General features: G+C 73.4%; 20 protein-coding genes and 1 tRNA gene. 5 read left to right on the forward strand and 16 right to left on the reverse strand.

Translation table 11 applies throughout. The features are described from left to right. Positions 1-54: 54 nt before the first annotated feature. A tRNA-Val gene (locus D7231_RS33335) sits at positions 55-126 on the forward strand. Between the two features lie 238 nt (positions 127-364). Here D7231_RS33335 and D7231_RS33340 read toward each other — a convergent pair. After that, positions 365-583, reverse strand: coding sequence for a hypothetical protein (locus D7231_RS33340; RefSeq protein ID WP_120759896.1), 219 nt, complete (start codon positions 581-583; stop codon positions 365-367). A 611-nt stretch (positions 584-1194) separates the two neighbouring features. Here D7231_RS33340 and D7231_RS33345 point away from each other — a divergent pair. Then, positions 1195-2508, forward strand: coding sequence for a serine/threonine-protein kinase (locus D7231_RS33345; protein WP_199739513.1), 1314 nt, complete (start codon positions 1195-1197; stop codon positions 2506-2508). A gap of 123 nt (positions 2509-2631) precedes the next feature. Here D7231_RS33345 and D7231_RS33350 read toward each other — a convergent pair whose 3' ends face one another. The 8 genes from D7231_RS33350 to D7231_RS33385 all read right to left on the reverse strand — a co-directional run bounded on the left by D7231_RS33350 (position 2632) and on the right by D7231_RS33385 (position 14629). After that, positions 2632-3450, reverse strand: coding sequence for a TrmH family RNA methyltransferase (locus D7231_RS33350; protein ID WP_120759900.1), 819 nt, complete (start codon positions 3448-3450; stop codon positions 2632-2634). 83 nt (positions 3451-3533) lie between these two features. Further along, complete coding sequence (cobA, locus tag D7231_RS33355) at positions 3534-4811, reverse strand: uroporphyrinogen-III C-methyltransferase (RefSeq protein ID WP_120759902.1); 1278 nt, start codon at positions 4809-4811, stop codon at positions 3534-3536. Between the two features lie 247 nt (positions 4812-5058). Next, positions 5059-9321: a nicotinate-nucleotide--dimethylbenzimidazole phosphoribosyltransferase gene (cobT, locus tag D7231_RS33360; RefSeq protein ID WP_120759905.1), complete on the reverse strand. Its 4263-nt coding sequence runs from the start codon at positions 9319-9321 to the stop codon at positions 5059-5061. A gap of 217 nt (positions 9322-9538) precedes the next feature. Beyond that, positions 9539-10786, reverse strand: a complete 1248-nt coding sequence (cbiE, locus tag D7231_RS33365; RefSeq protein ID WP_120759907.1) for a precorrin-6y C5,15-methyltransferase (decarboxylating) subunit CbiE — start codon at positions 10784-10786, stop codon at positions 9539-9541. Positions 10787-10922: 136 nt separating this feature from the next. Further along, positions 10923-11564: a GNAT family N-acetyltransferase gene (locus tag D7231_RS33370; protein ID WP_120759909.1), complete on the reverse strand. Its 642-nt coding sequence runs from the start codon at positions 11562-11564 to the stop codon at positions 10923-10925. Positions 11565-11738: 174 nt separating this feature from the next. Then, positions 11739-12614 (reverse strand): MetQ/NlpA family ABC transporter substrate-binding protein, encoded by an 876-nt coding sequence (locus D7231_RS33375; RefSeq protein WP_120759911.1) that lies wholly within the window; start codon positions 12612-12614, stop codon positions 11739-11741. Between the two features lie 141 nt (positions 12615-12755). After that, entirely contained in the window at positions 12756-13532 is a 777-nt protein-coding gene (locus tag D7231_RS33380; RefSeq protein ID WP_120759913.1) for a methionine ABC transporter permease, read from the reverse strand. Further along, on the reverse strand, positions 13529-14629 hold the full coding sequence (locus D7231_RS33385) for a methionine ABC transporter ATP-binding protein (protein WP_120759915.1): 1101 nt from the start codon (positions 14627-14629) through the stop codon (positions 13529-13531). Before D7231_RS33385 ends, D7231_RS33380 begins: the two co-directional genes overlap by 4 nt. 573 nt (positions 14630-15202) lie before the next feature. Between D7231_RS33385 and D7231_RS33390 the strand changes: the two genes are divergently transcribed. Both D7231_RS33390 and D7231_RS33395 read left to right on the forward strand, forming a co-directional pair. Continuing rightward, complete coding sequence (locus D7231_RS33390; protein WP_120759945.1) at positions 15203-15562, forward strand: hypothetical protein; 360 nt, start codon at positions 15203-15205, stop codon at positions 15560-15562. 2 nt (positions 15563-15564) lie between these two features. Continuing rightward, entirely contained in the window at positions 15565-15993 is a 429-nt protein-coding gene (locus D7231_RS33395; protein ID WP_422396782.1) for a hypothetical protein, read from the forward strand. Here D7231_RS33395 and D7231_RS33400 read toward each other — a convergent pair. The 3 genes from D7231_RS33400 to D7231_RS33410 form a co-directional block, all read right to left on the reverse strand. Then, on the reverse strand, positions 15990-16532 hold the full coding sequence (locus tag D7231_RS33400; RefSeq protein ID WP_120759917.1) for a GNAT family N-acetyltransferase: 543 nt from the start codon (positions 16530-16532) through the stop codon (positions 15990-15992). The two genes, D7231_RS33395 and D7231_RS33400, sit on opposite strands and share 4 nt — an antisense overlap. 92 nt (positions 16533-16624) lie before the next feature. Continuing rightward, positions 16625-17143, reverse strand: coding sequence for a sigma-70 RNA polymerase sigma factor region 4 domain-containing protein (locus D7231_RS33405; RefSeq protein ID WP_120759920.1), 519 nt, complete (start codon positions 17141-17143; stop codon positions 16625-16627). A gap of 193 nt (positions 17144-17336) precedes the next feature. After that, positions 17337-18518: a glycerophosphodiester phosphodiesterase gene (locus D7231_RS33410; protein ID WP_120759923.1), complete on the reverse strand. Its 1182-nt coding sequence runs from the start codon at positions 18516-18518 to the stop codon at positions 17337-17339. 229 nt (positions 18519-18747) lie between these two features. Here D7231_RS33410 and D7231_RS33415 point away from each other — a divergent pair, with 229 nt between their 5' ends. Continuing rightward, positions 18748-19425, forward strand: a complete 678-nt coding sequence (locus tag D7231_RS33415) for a lysophospholipid acyltransferase family protein (protein WP_120759925.1) — start codon at positions 18748-18750, stop codon at positions 19423-19425. Positions 19426-19476: 51 nt separating this feature from the next. On the opposite strand, the gene D7231_RS33420 is transcribed toward D7231_RS33415, so the two are convergent. The 4 genes from D7231_RS33420 to argH form a co-directional block, all read right to left on the reverse strand. Further along, complete coding sequence (locus D7231_RS33420; RefSeq protein WP_120759927.1) at positions 19477-20307, reverse strand: alpha/beta fold hydrolase; 831 nt, start codon at positions 20305-20307, stop codon at positions 19477-19479. Positions 20308-20554: 247 nt separating this feature from the next. Further along, positions 20555-22105 (reverse strand): MFS transporter, encoded by a 1551-nt coding sequence (locus D7231_RS33425; protein WP_120759929.1) that lies wholly within the window; start codon positions 22103-22105, stop codon positions 20555-20557. Then, positions 22102-22668: a TetR/AcrR family transcriptional regulator gene (locus D7231_RS33430; RefSeq protein ID WP_120759931.1), complete on the reverse strand. Its 567-nt coding sequence runs from the start codon at positions 22666-22668 to the stop codon at positions 22102-22104. The genes D7231_RS33425 and D7231_RS33430 overlap by 4 nt, the downstream gene beginning before the upstream one ends. 164 nt (positions 22669-22832) lie before the next feature. Next, positions 22833-24266, reverse strand: coding sequence for an argininosuccinate lyase (argH, locus tag D7231_RS33435; protein WP_120759934.1), 1434 nt, complete (start codon positions 24264-24266; stop codon positions 22833-22835). Positions 24267-24312: the final 46 nt, after the last annotated feature.

Genomic DNA, 24312 nt, shown 5'->3' on the forward strand with positions numbered 1-24312 from the left:
AGAGGTCACTGGTTCAATCCCAGTATCGTCCACCAGGTCTTCACGGACCTTCCCGCGCGATTAGCTCAGCGGGAGAGCGCTTCCCTGACACGGAAGAGGTCACTGGTTCAATCCCAGTATCGCGCACACCGATCGGCCGGAGGCCGGGGCTCAAGGGCTCCGGCCTCTGGTCGTTTTCGCAGGTGGAGAGCCCGCAGGCAGAGCGCGGGTGGAGCGCTTGAGAGCGGAAGCTTGAGGGCAGTACGAAGGGCCGGGCGCCTCCCCAGGTGCCCGGCCCTTCGTGCCGTCCGCCGTACCCCCGTCCCCACGGGGTTGATCCACCGGCTTGTCCCCGGCCCGGGCCGCTCTCCCGGGCCCGGGGCGCTCAGCGCCCCAGCATTCCGGCGACGGACGACGCTTGTGTGACGACGGCGTCCCAGCCGCCGAAGAGGAAGGCGAGGAAGGCCGCGAGGGGCACCACCATGGCCACCGCCACCAGCGGGTGCCGGGTGCCGGAGGGCTGGGGCGCGAAGAGGCTCGCGACCAGACCGGCAGCGCGGTGGCCGCGTGCCCGCCCGGCCGTACGTCCCGCCGTGTCCGCCATCGTGCCGCTCCCTGTCTCGCCGTACTCCTGCCTTGTGACGTCGTACGAGCGGCGGGCGTCTGACCTCGGGGGACGAGTGCTGTCACCCGCCGCTCGGACTCCAATTTAGGGGCGCGGCCCCGGGCGGGCGTCATGCCCTCGTACCGATTGGCGGGCATCCGGGAGGATGAGCGGGGCCCGGGCGGCTACTCCCCTGGTTGGAGACGAGTGGTCCGTCCCCCGGGGACTTCCCTGAGGGGGAGCCCCGGAGGGGGCCGGGAATCGCCCTGGTCGGTGTGGTTTCGCTCACGTCCGGCCCGTCCCCGAGCGTAATGATCTTCACTGCCCCGGCGGCCCCTCCCCCGCCCGCCGCACCCGCCCCACGGACCTCACTCGCCTCGCGCGGAACATGCGCTCCCGGGCCTGACACGGCCCCAATCCCCCTGCGGGGGCGGGCTCTTGGCCCCGCTCCCCCGCGCCCGGCGCGTCCGGCCGCCGCCCCAGGCCCACGGCCGGCCGACGGTAGCGGGCGCGGGCAATCCACTTGCCGACGCATGCGCGGCCTATCAGCGCGCCCGCCCGTCAATCCGTAAGCTGTGCCACGTCAGACGGACCGGGCAGCGGGGATGAAGATGGCGATGATGCGGCTCCGGCGCGAGGACCCGCGTGTCGTCGGCTCGTTCCGGCTTCACCGCCGGCTCGGCGCGGGCGGCATGGGCGTGGTGTACCTCGGCTCCGACCGGCGCGGGCAGCGCGTGGCACTGAAGGTGATCCGGCCGGACCTGGCCGAGGACCAGGAGTTCCGCTCGCGGTTCGCGCGCGAAGTCCAGGCCGCCCGGCGGATCCGCGGCGGCTGTACGGCGCGGCTCGTGGCCGCCGACCTGGACGCGGACCGCCCCTGGTTCGCGACGCAGTACGTGCCGGGGCCCTCCCTGCACGACAAGGTGAACGAGGACGGGCCGCTGTCGGCGGCTCAGACCGCCTCCATCGGGGCGGCGTTGGCCGAAGGTCTGCTGGCCGTGCACGACGCGGGCGTGGTGCACCGGGACCTCAAGCCGTCGAACATCCTGCTGTCCCCCAAGGGCCCCCGCATCATCGACTTCGGCATCGCGTGGGCGACGGGCGCGAGCACGCTCACCCACGTGGGCACCGCCGTCGGCTCCCCCGGCTTCCTCGCCCCCGAGCAGGTCCGGGGCGCCGCGGTCACCCCCGCCACGGACGTCTTCGCCCTCGGCGCGACCCTCGCCTACGCCTCGACCGCGGACTCACCCTTCGGCCAGGGCAGTTCGGAGGTCATGCTCTACCGGGTCGTCCACGAGGAACCCCAGCTCATGGCCGTGCCCGACGCTCTGGCGCCGCTGATCCACGCGTGCCTGGCCAAGGACCCCGAGGAGCGGCCGAGCACGCTCCAGCTGTCGCTGCGGCTCAAGGAGATCGCCGCCCGCGAGGCGCAGGGCCTCTCCGAGGGGCGGCTTCCCCTGACGCGCCGTGAGCCCGACCGGTCGGCTGAACGGCGCGCCGCGGAGTATGCGGAGCAGCGCACGGAGCGGCCCACGGTCAAGGCGCCCGCGCCGCATCATCCGCCGCAGGCCCGGCCCGAGCCCGGCGGCCGGCGGCCGGCCGCGCGGCCGGGGCGGGTGGGCGGCCAGCGCGGGCAGGCCGCCGCCCGGGGTGCCGCGGGGGCCGCGGCCGGCCGGCGCGGGCAGCCCGCGGCGCGGACCGGTGCCGGGGCCCGGCGCTCCGCGCCTCCGCGGGATCCCCGGCTGCTGCGGCAGCGGGTGACCGTCTTCGTCGTGGTGACGCTGCTGGTCGCGCTGGGCATCGCCGTGGCCCAGGGCTGCCAGGGGCCGGACCGGCGCACGGATGGGCTGGGGTCGGTGCCTTCGGTTTCTTCGGTTTCTTCGGCTTCTTCGCAGTGGGGCGGCTGGGCGCCGGGCAGCGGCTGAGCGGGCAGGGTCGTCAAGGCTCGCCGGTGCGCCGTCAGGCAAATGCCCGCCGCCGCGGCGAGCAAGCCCCTCGGTGAGGGTCCGGCGGAATCCGCAGAGACGGGGAGTCACACCCCGTACCCGCTAAGCCCGCGGCCGGCCCGCCGTCACCGCGTAGAACGACACCGCCGCCGCCGCGCCCACGTTGAGCGAGTCGATGCCGTGCGCCATCGGGATGCGCACCCATTCGTCCGCCGCCATCAGGGCGCGCGTGGACAGGCCGGAACCCTCCGCTCCGAGCATCAGTGCGACGCGGTCCAGGCGGTGCGGTGCGGCCGCGTCGATGGACGTGGCCTTCTCGTCGGGGGTGAGCGCCAGGATCCGGAAGCCCGCCTCGCGTACGGTCTCCAGGTCGCGGGGCCAGGTCTCCAGGCGCGCGTAGGGCACGGAGAACACGGCGCCCATGGAGACCTTGACGGAGCGCCGGTAGAGGGGGTCGGCGCAGTCCGGGGAGAGCAGGACGGCGTCCATGCCGAGGGCCGCCGCGCTGCGGAAGATCGCACCGATGTTGGTGTGGTCGTTCACGGCCTCCATCACGGCGACGCGGCGCGTCGTCCGCAGCAGCTCGGCCGGGGACGGGAGGGGCTTGCGCTGCATGGAAGCGAGCGCCCCGCGGTGGACGTGATAGCCCGTCACCCGTTCGGCCAGCTCGGGGCTCACGGCGTAGACGGGCGCGGGCGCCTCCTCGATGACGTCGCGCATCACGTCGACCCACTTGGCGGACAGCAGCATCGAGCGCATCTCGTACCCGGCGTGGCGGGCGCGCCGGATGACCTTCTCGCCCTCGGCGATGAAGAGCCCCTCGGCGGGTTCGCGGCGGCGGCGCAGCTCGACGTCGGTCAGGCCGGTGTAGTCGTGCAGGCGCGGGTCGGCGGGGTCGTCGATGGTGATGATGTCGGCCATGGTCCTCGGTCCTCGGTACGTACGGGGTGCTCGGTCGCGGTGCGGTGCCGTGCGGTGGTGATTCCGGTTCCGGTTCCGGCGGCTCAGCGGCCGGTTCCGGTGCCGGTGCCGGTGCCGGTGCCGACCGTCACGACGTCGCCGACGACGATGACCGCGGGGGGCCGTATGCCTTCCGCCTTGACGCGCTCGCCGACGGTCGCGAGCGTCGCGTCGACGCGCCGCTGGGCGGCCGTGGTGCCCTCCTGCACGACGGCGACGGGGGTGCCGGCGGCCCGGCCGTGCCGGACGAGGGTCTCGGCGATGGCGCCGATGTTCTCGACGGACATCAGGAGGACGAGCGTGCCGCGGAGCCTGGCGACGGCCTCCCAGTCGACGAGGGAGCGCTCGTCGTCGGGAGCGACGTGGCCGCTGACGACCGTGAACTCGTGGGCGACGCCGCGGTGGGTGACGGGGATGCCGGCGGCGCCGGGGACGCTGATGGTGCTGGAGATGCCGGGGACGACGGTGCAGGGGATGCCGTGCTCGGCGAGGGCCTGGGCCTCTTCCATGCCCCGGCCGAAGACGTACGGGTCTCCGCCCTTCAGGCGGACGACGGCCTTGCCCGCCTGAGCGTGCTCGATCAGGGCGTTGTTGATGGCTTCCTGGGCCATGGCGCGGCCGTACGGGATCTTCGCGGCGTCGATGACCTCGACGTGCGGGGGGAGCTCGTCGAGGAGGTCGCGCGGGCCGAGGCGGTCGGCGATGACGACGTCGGCGCCGGCGAGGAGGCGGCGGCCGCGCACGGTGATGAGGTCCGGGTCGCCGGGGCCGCCGCCGACGAGGGCGACGTGGCCTACCGCGGGGCCGGTGGCGTTGGCCGCGGCGGGGTGGGTGCGGAAGTGCGGGGCCGTCAGGGAGCCGTCGCGCAGGCCCTCGACGATGGCGTCGCGGACGGCGGCGGAGCGGCGGGGGTCGCGGCCGGTGAGGACGGCGACGGTGACGCCTTCGCTGCGGCCGGTGGCGGGCGTCCAGGCGGTGGCGGCTTCCGCGTCGTCGCTGCGCACGGCCCACACGCGGCGGGCCTCGGCCTCGGCGGAGGCGGCGCGGTTGGCGTCGGGGTCGTCGGTGGAGATCAGGGCGTACCAGGCGCCGTCGAGGTCGCCGTCGGCGTAGCGGCGGCGCTCCCAGCGCACCTCTCCGGCGTCGGCCATGGCCTCGACGGAGGGGGTGGCGGACGGGGAGATCAGCAGGACGTCCGCGCCGGCGGCGATCAGCGCGGGAAGGCGGCGCTGGGCGACCTGGCCGCCGCCGAGGACGACGACGCGGCGGCCCGCGAGACGCAGTCCGACGGGGTAGGCGGCGGATTCGTTGTGCTCGGCCATGGGGGTGCGGGTCTCCTCGTGGGCGAATGCGCTGGTGAGGACACCTTACGGGGCGGTGGGGGGTCGGGGGCGGGGCGGGACGGGCCCTTCCGGGGCTGCATGATTTACGGCGGGTGAGGGGCGCCGTCGAGCGAGCCCCCGTCGCCGCCACAAATCATGCTTTACGCCCCTCCCAGGGCCCGTCCCGCCCCGCCCCCTCCTGCCACACACCGGGCGACGGGCGCGTGTGCCCGTCACGCCGTTTCCGCTACGCCTTTTCCGTTACGCCCGCCGTGTCGAACGTCGCCACCTCGTGCATGGCCCGGGCCGCGCTCTGGACGATCGGCAGGGCCAGCAGCGCTCCCGTGCCCTCGCCCAGGCGGAGGTCGAGGTCCACCAGGGGGCGCAGGCCGAGCTTGGTCAGCGCCGCGACGTGGCCCGGCTCGGCGCTGCGGTGGCCCGCGATGCAGGCCGCGAGGGCCTCGGGGGCGATCGCCCGGGCGACGAGGGCTGCCGCGCCGGCGCTCACGCCGTCGAGGATCACCGGGGTGCGCAGCGAGGCGCCGCCGAGGATCAGGCCGACGAGGGCCGCGTGCTCCAGGCCGCCGACGGCGGCCAGGACGCCGATGGGGTCCTTGGGGTCGGGCTGGTGGAGTTCGAGCGCGCGGCGGACCACGTCGATCTTCCGGGCGTGCATCTCGTCGTTGATGCCGGTGCCGCGGCCGGTGATCTCGGCCGGGTCGGCGCCGGTGAAGACGGAGATGAGGGCGGCGGACGCCGTGGTGTTGGCGATGCCCATCTCGCCGGTCAGGAGCGCCTTGTTGCCGGCCGCGACGAGGTCGCGGGCGGTCTCGATGCCCACCTCCAGGGCGCGCATCGCCTCTTCGCGGGTCATGGCGGGGCCCGCGGTGAAGTCGGCGGTGCCGGGCCGGATCTTGCGCGGCAGGAGGCCGGGCGTGCTGGGCAGCTCGCCCGCGACGCCGACGTCCACGACGCAGACCTCGGCGCCGACCTGGTTGGCGAAGGCGTTGCACACGGCGCCGCCGCCCAGGAAGTTGGCGACCATCTGGGAGGTGACCTCCTGCGGCCACGCGGTGACGCCCTGGGCGTGCACGCCGTGGTCGCCCGCGAAGATCGCGACGGCGGCAGGCTCCGGGATCGGCGGCGGGCACTTGCGGGACAGACCGCACAGCTGCGCGGAGATGATCTCCAGCATGCCGAGCGCGCCGGACGGCTTGGTCATCCGCTTCTGCCGCTCCCAGGCCTCGCCGAGGGCCTTGGCGTCCAGCGGGCGGATGCCGCGGAGGGTCTCGGCGAGCAGGTCGTGCGGGTCCTCGCCGGGGAGCGCGCGGCGGCCGTACTCCTCCTCGTGCACGACCCACGACAGCGGGCGGCGCTTGGACCAGCCGGCCTGCATCAGCTCGGGCTCGTCCGGGAACTCGTCGACGTAGCCGACGCAGAGGTAGGCGACGACCTCCAGGTGGTCGGGCAGGCCGAGGGCGCGGACCATCTCGCGCTCGTCGAAGAAGCTGACCCAGCCGACGCCGAGGCCTTCGGCGCGGGCGGCGAGCCACAGGTTCTCGACGGCGAGCGCGGAGGAGTACGGCGCCATCTGCGGCTGGGTGTGCCGGCCGAGGGTGTGGCGGCCGCCGCGGGTGGGGTCGGCGGTGACGACGATGTTGACGGGCGTCTCGAGGATCGCCTCGATCTTCAGTTCCTTGAACTGCTTGGCCCGGCCCTTCGGCAGCGACTTCGCGTACGCGTCGCGCTGGCGCTGTGCCAGCTCGTGCATGGCCTGCCGGGTTTCCGCGGAGCGGATGACGACGAAGTCCCAGGGCTGGGAGTGGCCGACGCTGGGGGCGGTGTGCGCGGCTTCCAGGACGCGCAGCAGGACCTCGTGCGGGATGGGGTCCGTACGGAATCCGTTGCGGATGTCGCGCCGCTCCCGCATCACGCGGTGCACGGCCTCGCGCTCGGCGTCGCCGTAGCCGGTGGCCGCGGGGACGCTGTCCCGTGCGTCGTCCCCTGCGGGAGTGTTCTCGGCTGCGAGTTCCGCTGCGGCTTCCGCGGCGGGCTCTGCTACGGGTTCTGCTGCGGCTTCTGCTGCACGAGGCGCGGGGACGGCGACCGGGTCGGTGGCCGGTTCGTCCGGGGACTGGTGGGGGGCCGGGATGCGGACCTCTTCGGCGACGGGCTGTGCGTCGGTCCCGGTGCTGGTGCCGGTGCCGGCCGCCGGCTCGGGCAGGTCGGCTGCTGCCTGCTCGGGCTGCACCGCCCGGGGCTCGCTGTCGGCCGCCGGGGTGTGCGCTACGGCCTCGGTCTCGGGTGCCTGCGGTTCAGAGATGGTGGCCTGCTCGGGCTGCGGTACGCCGCCGGGGGCGTGCGGGGCGGACGGGGTGTCAGCGGGTGCGTCAGCGACGACGCCCGCGGCCTGCCCGGAGGCCTCCTCCGAGGCCACTGCCGGGATGTCAGCGGGAACCTGCGGGGCGGGGGCGGGGGCGGAGACAGGGGCTTCCGGGGCGGCTGCCGGGGCTTCCGGCGCTACCGGCCCGGCATCGGCCAGGACACCGGCGGTGGGCTCGGCTTCGGCGGGCGGCGCGGCCGGGGTCTCGGCAGCGGGGACGGCGGGCTGCGGGGCGACGGCGGAAGCGACATCTGTCGCCTGCTCGTCCGGCGCGGCGGCAGCGGGCTGTCCGGCGTCAGACACAGCGACGTCGACAGCCTGCTCAGCCTGCGGAGCGGCATCAGCAACAACGCCCGCGGCCTCCCCGGCCGGGGCGGCGGCAGCGGCGCCGGCCTCCGTCACGACGGGCTGGTCCGCCTGCGGGGCGGCGACGGCGGCGGCAACAGTTTCTTCGACCTGCTCGGCCGGGGCGACCACAGTGACTTCAGCAGCAACAACGTCGGCAGCCCGCTCAGCCTGCGGAGCGGCATCAGCAACAACGCCCGCAGCTTCCCCGGCCGGGGCGACGGCGGCGGCAATAGTCTCTTCGGCCTGCTCGGCCGGGGCGACTACAGCAGCGTCAGCAGCAGCAACAACGTCGACGGCCTGCTCAGCCTGCGGAGTGGCGTCAGCAACGACGCCCGCGGTCTGCCCGGCCGGGGCGGCGGCCTCCACTACGACCGGCAGGTCCGTCTGCGGGGCGGCAGCGGCAACGGTAGCTGCGGGCTGCTCAGCCGGGACACCAGCAGGAGCGTCCACAGCGGCAGCAGCAACGGCGTCTATGACCTGTTCGGCCTGCGGAGCAACTACCGGGGCAGCAGCGACGGCGGCCGCGGCAGCGTCCGCCACCTGCTCGGCCGGGGCGACAGCGGCAGCGACATCCGCAGCCTGCTCGCCCTGCGGAGCAGCGACCGCAGCAACGTCGGCGACACCCGCCGCCTGCTCGGCCGAAGCAGCCTCAGCCGCGGCGGCGTCCATGACCTGCTCGGCAGCCGGCGAAGCAACCACCGGAGCCACAGCGGCAGCGACCTGCTCGGCCTGCGGAGTCGTGTCGGCGGCCTCAGCGACGGCTACGGCCTGCTCAGCCTGCGGAGCGGCGTCCGCGGGGGCTTCCGCGCCCGCCTCGGCCGCGACGGGCTGGTCCGCCTGCGGGGCGGCCGGGAGCGGCTCGGGCTCGGTGGGAACCGCGGTCTGCGGAGCGGCGGCGACCACGGCGGGAACGACCTGTTCCTGCTGTTCCTGCCCGGCGGCGGCCGCGACGACCTGCCCGTCCTGCGGGGCCTCAACCGGAACACCGGCCGCGGGGGCCGCCGTCTCCGCCGGGACCCCCGACACGCTCGGCGGCACATGGACCTGCCCGGTCGCCGCGGCGACCACCGCGTCGATGGCGGAGAGCCCGGTCGACGTCGCGCCCGCCGGGGCCTCGGGGGCCGCTGACGCCACGTCACCGGCAACGGGAGCCGGCGCCGCCGGGGCGGCCGTGCCGGCGGCCTGGGGCGGCACGAAGGCCGGCGCGGCCGGCGGCTGCGGCTGGGCGTCCCACGTGCCCGGCTGCTGCTGCGGCACCTCGCCGAGGCGCGGCGTCTGCTGAGTGCCCGTCTCGTCGGTGGTGGCGTCGAGGTATTCGGGGCCCGGTACGGGTGCCGCCGGCGGGGCGGGCGGGCGGACCGGGGCGGGGGCCGGCGCGGCGGGGCCGCGGTCGGCGAGGGAGCGGACGACTCCGCTGGTGGGGTCCGGGACGGGCGGGCCCATGTGGAGGGGGCGGCGCGGCGCCGCGGGGGCGGCGGGGGCCGGGGGCGTGCGGACGTCGCCGTAGTCGACGGAGCCGGTGTCGCGCCCGCCGCTCTCGTGCGTGCCGCCCTGGGCGGCCGGCTGCTCCATCCAGGCGCCCTGGGCGCCCGGCATCAGCAGGAGGTCGTCCTCGTCGGCGCCGTCGGCTTCCGCGGCGTCACCGTGGTCGAGGAAGGTGAACGCGGCGGGGGCACCGGGGTCGGCAGGGGCTGCGGCGTCCGTGGGAAACGGGTGGCCGGGCAGCGCGCCTGCGTTCTCCGGCTGTCCCTCGCCCGGGAACTGGCCGGTGTCGGTCATGCGTACCCCTCGCCCATCGGTAGTGCTCCTTCCAACCGCTCACGCCCATAGTCAAGAACGAGCGTCCGTGCCTCGCGGCACGTGTGCATCGCCCGCCCCTACCTTGCCGTGCTCCCGCCAAGAGGAGGGTGCGTTCGGGACATTGGCGACTGTGGTGTCGGACACCGAGGGGCGGTACAACGATCCGCCAGCCTACCCTCCGCCCGGCCCGCCGGGCTCACAGGTGGGTGCGGCGTCCGCTCAGCAGGAAGGCGACGGAGCGTTCGCGCTCGGACCAGGCGGCGGTGTCGAGCTCCACGGCCTGGAGCAGGGTGCACTCGACGCCGTAGCCGCCTTCGGCGAGGGCGCGGCCGATGGCCTCGGCCTCGTCGCGGGTGGCGGCGTGGGCGACGATGCGCTCGGGGCGGCGGGCGGCTGCGGCCGCGACGACGGCGTGGCCGCCGCCGCCGACGCGGACGACGTCGGGTTCGGGGAGGTCCTCCAGGACCTGGGGGGCGGCGCCGTGGACGACCTGGAGCTGGACGCCGTAGCGGCGGGCGACGGCGGTGGTGCGGGCGCACGCGTCGGGGTCGCGGTCGACGGCGATGACGGCGGCGCCGAAGCGGGCGGCCTCGACGGCGGCGGCGCCGCAGCCGGAGCCGATGTCCCAGACGAGGTCGCCGACGCGGGGGCCGAGGCGGGCGAGTTGGGCGGCGCGCAGCTCGGTGGCCTCGCCCTCGCCGAGGTCGCTGCCGTAGGCGTCGGCGGGCAGGGCCCAGCCGCGGACGGCCGGGGGGTAGCCGGGGTCGCGGCCGGCGATCCAGCCGCCGCCGGCGCGGGGCCGGGTGGCGCCCCAGCCGGGGACGGCGACGGGGCCGGCGCTTCCGCCGCCGATGACGATGACGACGTTGGGGTCGCGCCAGTGGTGGTCGGGGGCCTTGTCGGAGGTGAGGACGGTGACCTGTTCGCGCTCGGTGCCGAGCTCCTCGCAGATGACGAAGGTGCGGTGGACGTCGCCGAGGAGGAGGGCGAGTTCGGCGGGGCCGGCGCCGGGCGAGGTGAGGACGGCGACCTTGGGGTGGGCGCGGCAGACGTTGACGGCGCGGCGCAGGTCGCGGCTGTGGGCGACGACGACCTGGGCGTCGTCCCAGGGCATGCCGGCGCGGGCGAAGGCGGCGGCGACGGCGGAGACGGCGGGCACGACCTCGACCTCCAGCCCGTGCTGGGGGGCGCGCAGGGTGCGGACGACGCCGAAGAAGCCGGGGTCGCCGTCGGCGAGGACGACGGCGGAGCCGCGGTGGCCGGCGATGCGGCGGGCGGCGAGGTCGACGCTGCCGAGGCGGACGCGCTCGGCGGCGGGCGGCACTTCGGGGAGCGCGAGGTGGTGGGCGGCGCCGGCCACGAGGGTGGCGGCGGCCAGGGCGGAACGGGCCGCGTCCGTGAGTGGTGAGCCGTCCCACCCGATCACCGTGACCCGGTCGGCCATCGTCGTCATTCTCCTGGGCTTGTCAGCGGGTCTGCGGCGGGTGCCCGTCTGCGGGCAGGGTGAGCGTACCCCGTGCCGGTCCGGACCTTCCGGCTCCGCTTTCCGTACCTCCGGTGGGGCTCGGCGGGTACGGCCGTCAGGACCAGTCGCGGAAGGCCGCGGCGTAGCCGGGGTCGCCGGCGGGCTGCTCGCGCAGCTCGTCGAGGTCCTCGGGCAGGAGGCTCCAGATGATGAGGTCGGAGCGGAGCTCGGTCCAGCCGCCGTCCCCGGTGCGGCCGCGTCCTATCCAGGCGTTGCGCAGCACTCCTTCGCTGATGCAGCCGGTCTTCTGCGCGACCTGCTGGGAGGCGGTGTTGTCGGCGGCGGTGCGCAGCTCCAGGCGCTCGAACTTCTGGTCGTTGAAGAGCCACTCGGCGACGGCGAGGACGGATTCACAGGCGTAGCCCTCGCCGCGGGCCCAGGGGGCGACGACGTAGCCGACCTCGGCGGACAGGGCGCGCCAGTCGGTGTGGTGGAGGTGGACGCAGCCGACGAGGCGGTGGGTGAGGAACTCGGTGACCGCAAAGACGATTCCGCGCCCGGAGGTGCGCTCGGCGGGGGCCTCGCGCAGGGCCCAGTCACGGGCGTGGGCGGTGGTGTAGGGGTGGGGTACGGAGGTCCAGGCGGTGACGAGCTCGTCGCTCATCATCTCCGCGAGCGCGGGCACGTCCTGGGCCTCGAACGGGCGCAGCACCAGCCGGTCCGTACTGATGGAGATGTCCGGGAAGGTGGATGTCATGTGCTGCTCCAACGCCGGGGAAGTGGGCTCGGGACGGGGCGGTCCGGGCTCGGGTGCACCAGCATGCAGCATCGATGCGTGCGTGCGCCAAGCGCGTAGGCCCCGCGCACGTCGTCGTGTGCGCGGGGCCTGGGGCCACAGGGGCGGTTGTGGTGACGGCAGGGGCTGCCGGGGTCAGCTCTTCGGCGCTCCGAAGGCGGGCAGGACGGCGCCGTTGCTGAACTTCTGCTCGATGAACTTCTTCACCTCGTCGGAGTTGAGGAGCTTGGCGAGCTTCTGGACGCGCGGGTCGGCCTCGTTGCCCTTCTTCACGGCGAGGAAGTTGGCGTAGGGGTTGCCGTCGGCCTTCTCCAGGGCGATGGCGTCCTTGGCCGGGTTGAGCTTGTGGCCGATGGCGAAGTTGCCGTTGATGACGGCGGCGTCGACGTCGGCGAGGCGGGTGGGGATCTGGGCGGCCTCGAGCTCGGTGAACTTGATGCCCTTGGCGTCCTTGACGTCGGAGAGCTTGGCGGCGGCGCCCACGCCGTCCTTGAGGACGATGACGCCGTTGTCGGCCAGCAGCTTCAGGGCGCGGCCCTCGTTGGTGGCGTCGTTGGGCACGGCGATGGTCGCGCCGCTGCCGAGGTCGCCGGGCTTCTTTACCTTTTCGGAGTACAGGCCGAGCGGCTCGAGCTCGACGTTGACGACGGGGACGATGTCCGTCTTGTTCTTCTTGTTGAAGTCGTCGAGGTACGGCTTGTGCTGGAAGAAGTTGGCGTCGACCTCGCCGTTCTGCGTGGCGGTGTTGGGGAGCACGTAGTCGTTGAACTCCTTCACCTCCAGCTTCAGGCCGGCCTTCTCCGCGAGGTTGTCGCGGACGAAGTTGAGGATGTCGCCGTGCGGGGTCGGGCTGGCGGCGACGACGAGCTTGGCGTCCGGGTCGGCGTCCTTGCCCTTCTTCGACGAGCTGCCGGAGGAGGAGGTGTCGGACGGAGCGCTGCACGCGCTCAGGCCGAGGGTGAGTGCGGCGGCGGCCGCCGCGGCGGCGGTGAGCTTGATGGTGGTACGCACGAAGAGTGCCCCTCTTTCTGGATTTCCTGGGTTCACGAGGTGTTGCGCCCGGCAAAGGGTCCGGGCTCGTGGTGCTGCGGTGAGGGGCGAAGAGCCCCTCGGTGCCAGGCCTGATCAGCTCCGATCAGGAAGTCTTGGGGTTCAGGAGGACTTGACGGCCTCCGGGGCCTCGGCCTGGGCCGGGACGGTCGCCGCGGGCTTCGGCGCCGGGCGGGCCGGGGTCCACAGGCGGCGCAGGCCCACGGGGGCCGCCTGCCGTCCGCCGCGCCGGGCGAGGGTCCGCACGGCGAGGTCGCCGGCGAGCTGGACGGCGGTGACGATGACGATGAGCAGCACGATGGTGATGTTCATCAGGCCGGTCTCGGAGCGCTGGTAGCCGTAGACGATGGCGAGGTTGCCCAGGCCGCCGCCGCCGACCGCGCCGGCCATCGCGGAGTAGCCGATGAGGGCGATGACGGTGGTGGTCAGGCCCGCGATGACGGAGGGCAGGGCCTGCGGGAGCAGCACCTTGAAGATCACGGTCCAGGTGCCGCCGCCCATGGACTGGACGGCTTCGACGAGGCCGTGGTCGACCTCGCGGAGCGCGGTCTCCACCAGCCGGGCGAAGAACGGGATCGCGCCGATGGCCAGGGCCACGACGGCGGCGCTGGGCCCGATGGAGGTGCCGACCACGAAGCGGCTGAAGGGGATCAGCCACACCATGAGGACGATGAACGGCAGCGAGCGGCCGAGGTTGACGACCACGCCGACGGCCTTGTTGACCACGGTGTTCTGGAGCAGGCCGCCGCGGTCGGTGAGGACCAGCAGGATGCCCAGCGGCAGGCCGCCGAGGATGGTGTAGAGGGTGGACCACCACACCATGAAGAGGGTGTCCAGACTCGCGTCGCGCAGCAGGGGCTGCATCTCGGCCCAGGTCACTTGGCACCATCCTTCAGGAGCGCACCGGCCGGAGCCGGGTTCACATCGGCGACGTCGACCTGGAGGCCCTGCTCGCGTAGGAAGCCGATGGGGACGACGTTCTCCTCGAAGCGGCCGGGCAGCTCGATGCGCATCCGGCCGACCTGCTTGCCGCAGACGGTGTCCATCGCGGCGCCCAGGATCGAGATGTCGATGTTGTACGTACGGGAGAGCTGGGAGATGACCGGCTGGGTCGCGGCGTCGCCGTGGAAGGTGACGTCCACGACGGTGCGGTCCGGGCCGGAGGGCTCGCCGCCGACCGGGAAGAGCTCGGCCGCGAGCTCCGAGCCGGGGGTGGCCAGCAGTTCGGAGACGGTGCCGGACTCCACGACGCGGCCGCCCTTCATCAGGGCCGCGGAGTCGCAGATCGTCTTGACGACCTCCATCTCGTGGGTGATGAGGAGGACGGTCAGGCCGAGCTGCTGGTTGAGGTCGCGCAGCAGCTGGAGGATGGAGCGGGTGGTCTCCGGGTCGAGCGCGGAGGTCGACTCGTCGGAGAGCAGCACCTTGGGGTCGCCGGCCAGGGCGCGGGCGATGCCCACGCGCTGCTTCTGGCCGCCGGAGAGCTGGCCGGGGTAGGCCTTGGCCTTGTCGGCGAGGCCGACGAGGTCGAGGAGTTCGAGGGCCTTGCGCTCGCGCTCCTTGCCGGAGACGCCGAGGATCTCCAGGGGCAGCTCGATGTTGGACTGCACGGTGCGCGAGGACAGCAGGTTGAAGTGCTGGAAGACCATGCCGATGCGGCTGCGCGCCTTGCGCAGCTCGGCTCCGGCGCGGTTGCCGCGCCCGGCGAGGGCGGTGAGGTCCTGGCCCGCCACGGTGACCGTGCCGGAGCTGGGGCGCTCCAGGAGGTTGACGCAGCGGATGAGGGTCGACTTTCCGGCGCCGCTCTGACCGACGACGCCGTACACCTCGCCCTCGCGCACGTGGAGGTCGACGCCGTCGAGGGCGGTGACCTCGCGGCCGCGTGAGCGGTAGACCTTTGTCAGGCCCGTAGTGGTGATCACAGGGGTTTCCGTCACTGTCGAGTGCGCGGCGGTGAGGGGGCCGGGCACGGGCATTCATTGCGGAGCGCGGCATAGGGTGCCCCGGCGGGCGCGAGCGGGGTCGCGGCTTCGGGGGTCCTGGTGACGCGGGGCTGAGCCTTCCGGTCCGGTCCTGGTGGGACGCGGGACGCGGGCTCTACGGGTCTCGCTTCGGGGCGCGAGGCACGGAACGGGGGCCCTCAGCAGTCACACATTCGACACATGCAACGAGCAGCGCCGGGCGTCGTCATCGCCTCGGTCGCACAGGTGCGGCTGCTCGTCGTGGTCATGCAGGAAGTAAAACAGACGCGTGTGCGACTCGGCCAAGCCTGTCCGAATAGCGGACACGAGTGGCCAGTACATGGACACGCCCCGCTCGCGTAAGTGATCTTCAAGCCACCCGGAAGCCGCCGGTGACCTGCACAGACGTACGGGGAGGCCGTACGCGGCGAGCCGCCTCGTACGCACGGAACGGGCCGCGGTGTGGTCAAGGCCACGAGGCGGCGGCGCCCGGCGCGGGGCCGAGCGCGGTGCCCCCGGGGCGGGCCATTAAAGTCGTCCCATGCTTGTCCAGCCCCATCCGCACGCCCCGGCAGCGCGGTGGCCACGGTGATCGACGCGCTGACGCTCGCGGTCGGCGTGACCGCCCTCGCGCTGGCCGCCTGGTGCGGCTTCGCCTTCTCCCGCGACCAGTCCACCAAGGACTGGCACTTCATCGGCATGGCCGTGGTGTCCGTCCTGGCGGTCGCCCAGCTCGTCGTCGGCGTGGTGCGGCTGGCCGGCGGCGACAAGCCCGGGCAGGGCACCGCCATCTTCCTGGCGTACCTGATCGGCTCGGCCGCGGCCGTGCCCGCCGCGGGCTTCATGTCGCTCGCCGAGCGGACCCGCTGGGGCTCGGCCACCGTGGCGGCCGGCGGCGTCATCCTCGCCGTGCTCGAAGTGCGGCTCTACGACATCTGGGGAGGCTGACCGTGACCGAACCCACCACCCCCGCCAAGCCGGGCTTCAACCTCGGCGAAGGCCCGGGCCGGCTGCTGGTGTGGCTCTACGGCGTCTTCACCGTCGCCGCGGCCTCCCGCTCGATCGTCCAGATGATCCTGGACTTCGGCCGGGCGCCGCTGGCCTACGTGCTGTCCGCCGTCGCCGCCGTGGTGTACGCCTTCATCACGTACTCCCTCGTGCGCGGCGGCCCCGCGGCCCGCAAGGCGGCGCTCGTGTGCTGCGCCGCCGAGCTGGCCGGCGTCCTCGTCGTCGGCACGTGGACGCTCGTCGCGCCGTCCGCCTTCCCCGACGCCACGGTCTGGTCCGACTACGGCATGGGCTACCTCTTCATCCCGGTCATCCTGCCGGTGACCGCGATGATGTGGCTGCGCCGGGCGGCGCAGCCGCAGGCCGGCTAGCGGCTCGTCGCGAGCGCCGCCTCGGCGGGGGCGCCCTCACGGGCGCCGGACGCCGCCGTCTCCCGCTCCGGCTCCTTCTCCAGCGTCACCAGCGTGAGCTTGCGCGTGACCTGCTCGCCGGCCACCTGCACGTACCCCCACTTGCGGTACAGCCGCAGATTGCCCTCGTTGCGGTGGCCGGTCGCGAGCCGGAAACGGGTGGCGCCCTCCCCCGCCAGCCGGGCCTCGACCGCGGCGAGCAGCCGCCCGCCCAGACCGTGCCGCTGCATGCGGGGGTGCACGATCATCCCCGAGATCACCGCCGTGCCCTCCGGGCCGGCCGCGCCGCGCACCGAGCCCACGACCTCCTCGCCCAGCCTGGCCACCAGCACACAGCCCGCGGCCAGTTCGGCGCGGAGCTCGGCGAGGGTCTGGGTGAGCGGTGCGATGGAGTAGTCGCCGTAGAGCTCGGCCTCGCCCTGATAACAGAGGTACTGGAGTTTGAGGATCTGCTCGGCATCGTGATCGGTCGCCGCAGAGATGGTCACGCTCATGCCCATGTGCCCACGCCTCCCCTTTTCGGTTCGGTCCGCCCTGATCCGCCCTGACAGGAGCCGTCGCGGGTGCACGTCGCCTCCGTGGCGACGGCTGTCTATCGCTCCTTTCCCCAGGGTTCAGGAGCCGCAACCTCCGCCGTCAGCATTCTGCGCAGGCATCCCAGGCAACGGGAACGTACCGGCCCCAAAGATCCTTGTGACATTCCCAACTCGCCTGCGATTTCTCGGTAGGTCGGGTCCTTCCGCGACAGCAGGGCCGCCAGCAGGCGGGGGCACCGGCCGGGCAGGCGGCGCACGGCGGCGCGCAGTGCGCGGCCCTCTTCGGCGGCGAGCACCTGCTGTTCGACACCCGCGTCCGGGGCGCACGGCGGCTCGCCGTGGGTGGGGTCGTAGGGCACCTCGCGCCGGGCGCGGCGGCGGGCGGCGCGGGCCTCGGCCCTGACGGTCGCCCGCAGCCGGCCCGCGGAGACGATGGTGCGGCTGTCACTGAGCAGCCGCACCCAGACGCCCTGTTCGAGATCGGCGGCGTCGGTCCCGGCGACCGCGGCCGCCTCGGCGGCGCACTCCGCTTTGAGCAGCGGGCTCAGCCGGGTGAGGAGATCGCTCTGCGTCATGCGAGGCGTGACGTGCGACCGGGTCGCACCGGTTGCCCCTGTGGGGCGTTATCACCCGTCCGGGTGGCGGAACGGTTCCACTTGACGGTCGCCCTCAGCAGAGCGCTCGCCGTGGCGGCCGGAAATTCCTCCCGCCGCCACGGCGAGCAACCACTACGGCGCGGCCCGGCGGTGCCGGACCGGCCTCAGTGGGTCAGCCCTTCACGAACGCGCTGCGCGCCAGGGCCGCCGTGTCGCAGTTGTCCGAGAAGATGCCGTCGATCCCCGTGCCGAAGTACGTCTTGAACGCCGCGAGCGCGTCGCCGTACGCGTTGGGGTCGGTGCCGCGCCGGAAGTCCGCCGGCAGGAAGCTGTTCTCGTTGCGCATGGTGTACGGGTGCAGGATCAGCCCCGCGGCGTGCGCGTCGCGGACCAGCGTCGTCGGCTTGGTCAGCTTGTCGTTCTTGTCGCGCGGGATGATCAGGTTCAGCCACGGGCCGATGCCCTGGGCGAAGCCGGAGACCCACTTCAGGCCCTTGGGCGTGATGAGGTCGGCGACCGTCCGCGGGTCCTTGGCCTCGACGAAGTCCCACGGCTGCGTCGTGAGGTCGTCCAGCAGGAGCACCTTCGGGCAGTCGACGCCCAGGCGGCCCATCCGCTGGAGGCTGCTCGGCTCGAAGGACTGGAGGAAGGTGTAGCCGTTGCGGCCGGAGCGGTTGTAGCGGCGCAGGAGCTTGGCGAGCCGCTCCTCCAGGCCGAGGCCGGCCTTGCGGAAGTAGGTGGGGTGCTTGGTCTCGACGTGCAGCCATATGCGCCGGCCGCGCTTGCGGCCCTGCTCGTCGGCCCACTTCAGGACCTCTTCGAAGGTGGGCACCTGCCACACGCCGTCGTAGAGGGTGTTGTGCTGCCGGTTGCCGGGGATGCGCTCCTTGGCGCGCAGCGTCTTGAGCTCGGCGAGCGTGAAGTCCTCGGTGAACCAGCCGGTGTGGGCCTCGCCGTCGACGGTCTTCGTCGTCTTGCGGGAGGCGAACTCCGGGCGGGAGGCGACGTCCGTGGTGGCGGTGATGTCGTTCTCGTGCCGGCACACGAGGTGCCCGTCCTTGGTGGGGACGACGTCCTGCTCGATGACGTCCGCGCCGTTGTCGAGGGCGAACTGGTAGGAGCCGAGGGTGTGCTCGGGGCGGTAGCCGCAGGCGCCCCGGTGTCCGATGACGGTCGGCACCGGCAGGTCCTTGTACGAACCGCCGGCAGGACCGCGGTCGCGGCCCTGCGCCGCCGGGGCGGCGGTCGCGGCCGCCGCCGTGCCCGCTCCGCCGCCGAGGACGACCGCTCCCGCGCCGAGGGCCGCGGCGGCCCCCAGAAGGGTGCGCCTGCCCGGCCGCTGCTCCTGATCCATGAACGCTCCTTGCTTGCGGTCCCGGTGCCGGTCGGGCACCTGTCGGACGCGCAGATCGTAAACACGTACGACTTCCGTCTGTGAAGACGGAAGACAAACGGCGTGCAAACTCACGTCAACACTCCGTATCGCGTCCCCCTACCCGGGGTGCGCGTGGGTCATACCGGCGAGTATGGTCAGCCCCTGCGCAGGCATGCGCCGCACCGACCACCACGACCGGAGGGCCCCGTTGTCCCGCATCTTGCTCAAGGCGTTCCTCGGATTGCTCATGCGCGTCCTGTACCGCCCCAAGGTGGAGGGCACGGAGAACATCCCCGGCAGCGGGCCGGTCATCCTCGCGGGCAGCCACGTGACGTTCGTCGACTCGCTGTTCCTCGCGCTGGTGGTCAAGCGGCAGGTGTTCTTCATCGGCAAGGACGAGTACGTCACGGGCAAGGGCGTCAAGGGCCGGCTCATGGCCTGGTTCTTCGGCAGCTCCGGCATGATCCCGGTGGACCGTGACGGCGGCCACGGCGGCGTCGCGGCGCTGATGACCGGCCGCCGGATCCTCGACGAGGGCCGGGTCTTCGGCATCTACCCCGAGGGCACCCGCTCCCCCGACGGCCGGCTCTACCGCGGCCGCACCGGCATCGCCCGCCTCGCGCTGATGACGGGCGCTCCGGTGGTGCCGTTCGCGATGGTCGGCATGGACAAGGTCCAGCCGGGCGGCAAGGGCATGCTGCACCTCGCCCCGGTGACGGTCCGCTTCGGCGAGCCGCTGGACTTCTCCCGCTACGAGGGCATGGACCGCGACCGCTACATCCTGCGGGCCGTCACCGACGAGGTGATGAGCGAGGTCATGAGCCTGTCGGGCCAGGAGTACGTGGACGTCTACGCGACCAAGGCCAGGGCCTCGAAGGCCGCCTGACACCTCGTCACCCCTCCTCGCCCGACCGCCGTCCGGCCCGGCTCGTCCCCGCTAGCTCAGGCCGATGCAGGTGGGGTGGAAGGCCGGGTCAGCCGGGCCCTTGCGCCCGAGCGCGTTGAGCACCCACTGGGCGACGACCGGGTCCTTGGTGGCCTGGTCGTGCATGAAGGGGTCGAGCTTGCACTTGTCCTGGAGCACAACGTTGGTGACGCGCTCGGCCGGGCCGTTCAGCAGGGCGCTGGTGTAGGGGATGACGACCTCGTCGTAGCGCGTGGTGACGACGGTGTAGTCGGGGCCGGCCGGCGCCTCCTCGCCCTCGTTGAGCTTCTTCATGAGGTCCGAGCCCCAGCGCTGGTCGGTGCAGGACGGGCAGATCGTCCAGCCGGCCGCGATCGCGAGGGGGTTCTTCGTGCCGTGGTTGGACGGCACGATGCCGACGAGGTCGTCGACCTTGTCCGCGCCGCCCAGGAACTTCACGTAGTAGCGCGGCATCATGCCGCCCTGGCTGTGGCCCACGATGTCGACCTTCTCCGCGCCCCTGGCGCCCCGCACGGCCTCCACGAAGTCGCGCAGCTCCGCGGCCGCCTGCGGGATGGGGGCGGTCTCCATGTTCCCGTAGTTGAAGGCGAAGACGCAGTAGCCCGCCTCCTTCAGCTTCGGGGAGAGCGCGGCCCAGTTCTCGCCCATGAGCTTGAAGGTGCCGTTGACGAGCACGACGGGCTGCGGGTGCGCCGAATCCGGCTTGCAGGACCAGTCGTTGGCCCCCTTCGGCGGGATGTCGAGCACCGAGGCGGAGGCCGGGGAGGCGGCGAGGCCCGTGAGGCCAAGGGCCGCGGTGGCCGCGGCGGCGAGCAGGAGTCTGACCGTTCTGCGGAGGCGCATGAGGGGGGTGTCCTTTGGCAACGGGACGGCGGGAAACCGCCGTCGTAAACCGAACCATGTTCGACAATGTCGACCAGTGGTCGTGATCGTTGCCCGCGCATAAGCATTGCGTCAAGAGAAATTGTTTCCGGCATATGTCACACGGGCCGGGGCTTGCCGCCCCGGCCCGTCGTGCGCTTTGCTCATGTGAGCCGTACCCGGCTCAATCCGGTGAACGCTGTTCCGTTTGCCGTACCCGCGTGGCGGATCAGCCGCCGTACCCCTCCTCCAGCTTCTGCCCGCGGAGCAGGAACCACGCGGCGGCCGCCGTCGCCAGCAGCACCACCGCGCCGACGCCCGAGGCGATCTGCAACCCGTCGACGAAGGCCTGCTGCGCGGAGGTGAGCAGGCCCGCGGCCTGGTCGGCCGGCAGCGCGGAGGACGCCTCCACGGCGCCGCCGAGGGACTCGTGGGCCTCCGCGGCGGTCCCCGCCGGCACGCCCGCGGGGATGGCGAAGTCCCGGTAGACGCCGGTGACGATCGAGCCGAGCAGCGCGATGCCCAGCGCCGCACCGAGCTCGTACGCCGTCTCCGAGACGGCCGAGGCGGCGCCCGCCTGCTCCTTGGGCACGCTGGAGAGGATCACATCGGCCGTGACGGTGAAGGAGAAGCCCGCGCCCACGCCCACGACGAGCAGGGTCGCGCCGAGCACCGGATAGGCGGTGTCCGACTCCAGCCAGACGAGCACCGCGAGGGCGAGGCCGATCGCCGCGAGCCCGCCGGCCACGACCGAGCGCACCGAGAACCGCCGGGCGGCCCGCCCCGCGAGCAGCCCCGCCGTGACCGCGCCGACCGCCGCCGGCAGTTCGGCGAGCCCCGCCTCCAGCGGGCTGCGCCCCTGGACGAGCTGGAGGAACTGCGAGAGGAAGAAGACCATGCCGGACAGGCCGAGGACGGTCAGCAGGTCGGCCAGCACCGCGCCGGAGAAGCCCCGGTTGTGGAAGAGGCGCATGTTCAGCAGCGGCGAGGGCAGCGTGAGCTGGCGGCGTACGAACCACACGAGGGCGAGGATGCCGGCGAGGGCCGCCGCCGCCACGTCCCAGCGCGGTCCGTGCGTGGCCCCCTCCTTGATCGCGTAGACGACGGCGATGATGCCGCTCATGGAGAGCACCACGCTGAGCAGGTCCCACGGGCCGGGCGACGGGTCGCGCGACTCGGGCAGCAGCTTGATGCCGACGAGCACCAGCACGGCCATCACGGGCAGGTTGATCAGGAAGACCGAGCCCCACCAGAAGTGGCCCAGCAGGAAGCCGCCCACGACCGGGCCCACCGCGGCGCCCGCCGAGGCCATGGCGCCCCAGATGCCGATGGCCAGGCTGCGCTCCTTGGGGTCGTGGAAGATGTTGCGGATGAGGGCGAGCGTGGACGGCATCAGCGTCGCGCCCGCGACGCCCAGCAGGGCCCGGGCCGCGATCATCATCTCGGGGCTGGTGGCGTAGGCGTTCAGCACGGACACCGCGCCGAAGGCCACGGCGCCGGTCAGCAGGAGCTTCTTGCGGCCGATGCGGTCGCCGAGGCTGCCCATGGAGACCAGGAGTCCGGCGATGACGAACGAGTAGACGTCGCCGATCCACAGCAGCTGTGTGCCGGACGGGCGCAGGTCCTCGCTGAGGAAGGGCGTCGCGAGGCCGAGGACGGTTGCGTCGACGGCGACGAGGAGGACGGCCAGGGCGAGGACGGCGAGCGCGAGCCAGCGTCCGGGGCGGGGGGTCTCGGCAGGGGCCGCGAGGGTCCGCGGGCCGCCGGTGGTACCGGTCACCGTTTCATCCTCCGCTCGGTCTCCGCCCTTCGCTCGGCGCCGCCCAGGAGCAGCTCGGCGACCATGCGGGGCATGTCCTTGGCAGCCACGCGCCGGTCCTGGACGGCCCAGGCGCCGGTGCCGATCAGGCCGTAGAGGGCCTCGGTGAGCCAGGCGGGCGTGAGGTCGAGCCGGAAGGAGCCCTCCTCCTGGCCGCGGCGGAAGAGCTGCTGGACGCGGGTGTCGAGCCGGTTCCAGCCCTCGTTGGTGCCGTTCTCGTAGAGCTGGTTCTCGGTGAAGAGGAAGGCGAGCATGCCGGCGACGGGCTCGGCCTCGGCGATCAGGCGGCGGACGGCGCCGGCCGCGTCGCCCTCCTCGATCCGGGCGGCGTCCAGGGCCTGCCCGAACTGCTGGATGCCCAGGTCCTCCAGGGCGCGGACGAGCGCGTCGCGCCCGGCGAAGTGGCGGTGGAGGGTGGCGCGGCCGATGCCCGCGGCCTTGGCGATCTCGTCCATGGAGGCGGTCGCCTTGCGGGTGAGCAGGGCGGCGGCCTCCCTCAGCACATGGTCCCGGTCAACACTCATGAGACGACGATAACCCGAATGAGACGATGATGTCTCACTCGGGTTGCCGTCGTCTCATCCGGACGGCGAGAACCGCGACGTGCCGCGGGGTGCTGCGACGTGCTGCGGGGTCACGCGAGGTGCTGCGTGATCCGGGGGCGCCGATGTGCCCCCGGATCACGCCGTCAGCCGCGCGCGGCGTCCGCCCACTCGCGCTGGACCGCCAGGTCCGCCTTGACCTCGCCGAGCTGGACCGCGACCGCGGACGGCGCGGTGCCGCCCCGCCCGCTGCGCGAGGCCAGCGCGCCGGGCACGCTCAGCACCGAGCGGACCTCGGGCGTCAGGTGCGGCGAGATGGCGGCGAACTGCTCGTCGGTGAGCCCGTCGAGCTCGATGCCCCGCGCCTCGCACTCCTTGACGCACTCCCCCGCCACCTCGTGCGCCACGCGGAACGGCACGCCCTGCTTGACCAGCCACTCGGCGATGTCGGTGGCCAGCGAGAAACCGGCGGGGGCCAGCTCCTCCATCCGGGCGCGGTTGACCGTGAGGGTGGCCATCATGCCGGTGAAGGCCGGGAGGAGGACCTCCAGCTGGTCGCAGGAGTCGAAGACCGGCTCCTTGTCCTCCTGGAGGTCGCGGTTGTACGCGAGCGGCAGCGCCTTGAGCGTGGCGAGCAGCCCGGTGAGGTTGCCGATGAGCCGCCCGGACTTGCCGCGCGCCAGCTCGGCGATGTCCGGGTTCTTCTTCTGCGGCATGATCGACGAGCCGGTCGAGAAGGCGTCGTGGAGGGTCACGAAGGAGAACTCCTTCGTGTTCCAGATGATGACCTCCTCGGCGATGCGCGACAGGTCGACGCCGATCATGGCCGTGATGAAGGCGAACTCGGCGACGAAGTCCCGCGAGGCCGTCCCGTCGATGGAGTTGCCCGCGGAGCCGCGCTCGAAGCCGAGGTCGGCGGCGACCGCCTCCGGGTCCAGTCCGAGGGAGGAGCCGGCGAGCGCGCCCGAGCCGTACGGCGAGACCGCCGTGCGCTCGTCCCACTGCCGCAGCCGCTCGGCGTCCCGCGACAGCGCCTGGACGTGCGCGAGCACGTGGTGGGCGAAGAGCACCGGCTGGGCGTGCTGCAAGTGCGTCCGGCCCGGCATGGCGACGTCCGGGTGCGCCTCGGCGAGGCCGACGAGCGCCTCCTGGAGGTCGGCGATCAGCCCGCCGATGATCCGGGCGTGGTCGCGCAGGTACATCCGGAAGAGCGTGGCGACCTGGTCGTTGCGGGACCGGCCGGCGCGCAGCTTGCCGCCGAGGTCGGGGCCGAGCCGCTCCAGCAGGCCGCGTTCGAGGGCGGTGTGCACGTCCTCGTCGGCGACGGTGCCGGTGAAGGTGCCGGCGGCGACGTCGGCCTCCAGCAGCCCGAGGCCGTCGGTCATCCGCTGGAGCTCGTCGCCCGTGAGCAGCCCGGCCTTGTGCAGCACGCGGGCGTGCGCGCGGGAACCGGCGATGTCGTAGGGGGCGAGCCGCCAGTCGAAGTGGACGGAGGCGGAGAGCTTGGCCAGCGCTTCGGCCGGGCCGTCGGCGAAACGGCCGCCCCAGAGCCGGACGTCGTCGGTGGTGCCGTTGCTCACTTGCGTGCTCCTCTGGATGGTGGGGGCGGCCGGCTGGTCGGTCGGG

It is taken from the genome of Streptomyces klenkii, from assembly GCF_003626645.1.
GTDB classification, from domain to species: Bacteria; Actinomycetota; Actinomycetes; order Streptomycetales; family Streptomycetaceae; genus Streptomyces; species Streptomyces klenkii.